Origin of the sequence: Kitasatospora sp. NPDC047058 (assembly GCF_040643935.1) — a bacterium.
Classification (GTDB): domain Bacteria; phylum Actinomycetota; class Actinomycetes; order Streptomycetales; family Streptomycetaceae; genus Kitasatospora.
Genome location: NZ_JBEYVJ010000928.1, coordinates 1 through 1,160, shown reverse-complemented (window position 1 = coordinate 1,160; position 1,160 = coordinate 1). Strand labels below are relative to the sequence as shown.

The following is a 1,160-nucleotide window of genomic DNA, read 5'->3' as shown; positions in this document are numbered from 1 at the left end:
CGTGAAAACACGCCACCGGTTCGCCGCGTACCTGCCGAGCGCGGTAGATTTCACGCATGCAGCAACGCACCAATGCTACCCCCTGGAGATGGTGCTCGCCGCCTCGGCGGCCGGGATGCGCATCGCCGAGACGGCGGTCGACTACCTGCCCCGCACCGGCCGCTCGAAGGTCACCGGCACGCTGCGCGGCACCCGGCAGGCCGTCCGCGACATGCGGGCCGTGCTCGCCGCCCCGCCGCCGACGCTGCTCGTGATCGCCAAGGCGCCGGTGCCGGGCCGGGTGAAGACCCGACTCACCCCGCACTTCACCCCCGACCAGGCCGCCGAGCTCGCGGCGGCCGCGCTCGCCGACACGCTGCGGACGCTCTCCGCCGTCCCGGCCGGGCAGCGGCTGCTGGTGCTCGACGGTGAGCCCGGTGCGTGGGTGCCGGCCGGGTGGCAGGTGATCCCGCAGAGCGGTGGCGGCCTGGACGAGCGGTTGGCGGCGGCGTTCGCCGCGGCGGCCCGGCTGGCACCGGGCGCACCCGCGCTGCTGGTCGGGATGGACACGCCGCAGGTGGGGGCGGCGGTGCTGGCCGAGCCGCTGTCGGCGGCCCGCCGGGCGGGCGTCGACGCCTGGTACGGCCCGGCGGCCGACGGCGGGTTCTGGGCGCTCGGGCTGGCGCGGCCGACGGCGGAACTCGCCCGGCGGCTGCTGGTGGGCGTGCCGATGTCCACGCCGGGGACCGGCGCAGCCCTCCTGGACCGACTGGGGACGGCCGGGCTGGTGGTGGAACGGCTGCCGGAGCTGATGGACGTGGACACCGCCGGAGACGCGCGGCTGGTCGCCGCGCAGGCTCCGGACAGCCGGTTCGCGGCGTGCCTGCGGTCGATCGAGCGAGCCGCGGAGAAGACCAGTTGACCGAGTTGACCGGGTCGACCGTCACCGCGGCCTGGGTCGACGACCCGTTCGCCGAAGCCGTCCGGACCGGGCGCGGCCCGCTGTGGCTCCGCTGGGACGACGGCGGCCGGATCCTGCTGGACATCGAACGCTGGTGCGCGCCGGCGACCGGGGCCGACCACAGCCTGCTGCTGCGGTGCGTACGGCTGGGGGCGCCCGTGCTGGACCTCGGGTGCGGGCCCGGCCGGCTGGTGGCGGAACTGCTCGCGCTCGGCGTACC

The 1,160-nt window shown here is 76.7% G+C and carries 2 protein-coding genes; both read left to right on the top strand.

Features of this window, described 5'->3' with window-relative positions; all coding sequences use genetic code 11:
* The first annotated feature begins 211 nt into the window (after positions 1-211).
* On the top strand, positions 212-901 hold the full coding sequence (locus ABZ885_RS41705; RefSeq protein ID WP_360200498.1) for a DUF2064 domain-containing protein: 690 nt from the start codon (positions 212-214) through the stop codon (positions 899-901).
* Positions 898-1,160 (top strand): class I SAM-dependent methyltransferase (locus tag ABZ885_RS41700; protein WP_360200496.1); only part of this gene is annotated, 263 nt, incomplete at its 3' end. The genes ABZ885_RS41705 and ABZ885_RS41700, both read left to right, overlap by 4 nt.

Coding starts and splice junctions, on each gene's coding strand:
- ABZ885_RS41705 (WP_360200498.1), top strand. CDS start 212: ATGCGGGCCGTGCTCGCCGCCCCGCCGCCGACGCTGCTCGTGATCGCC.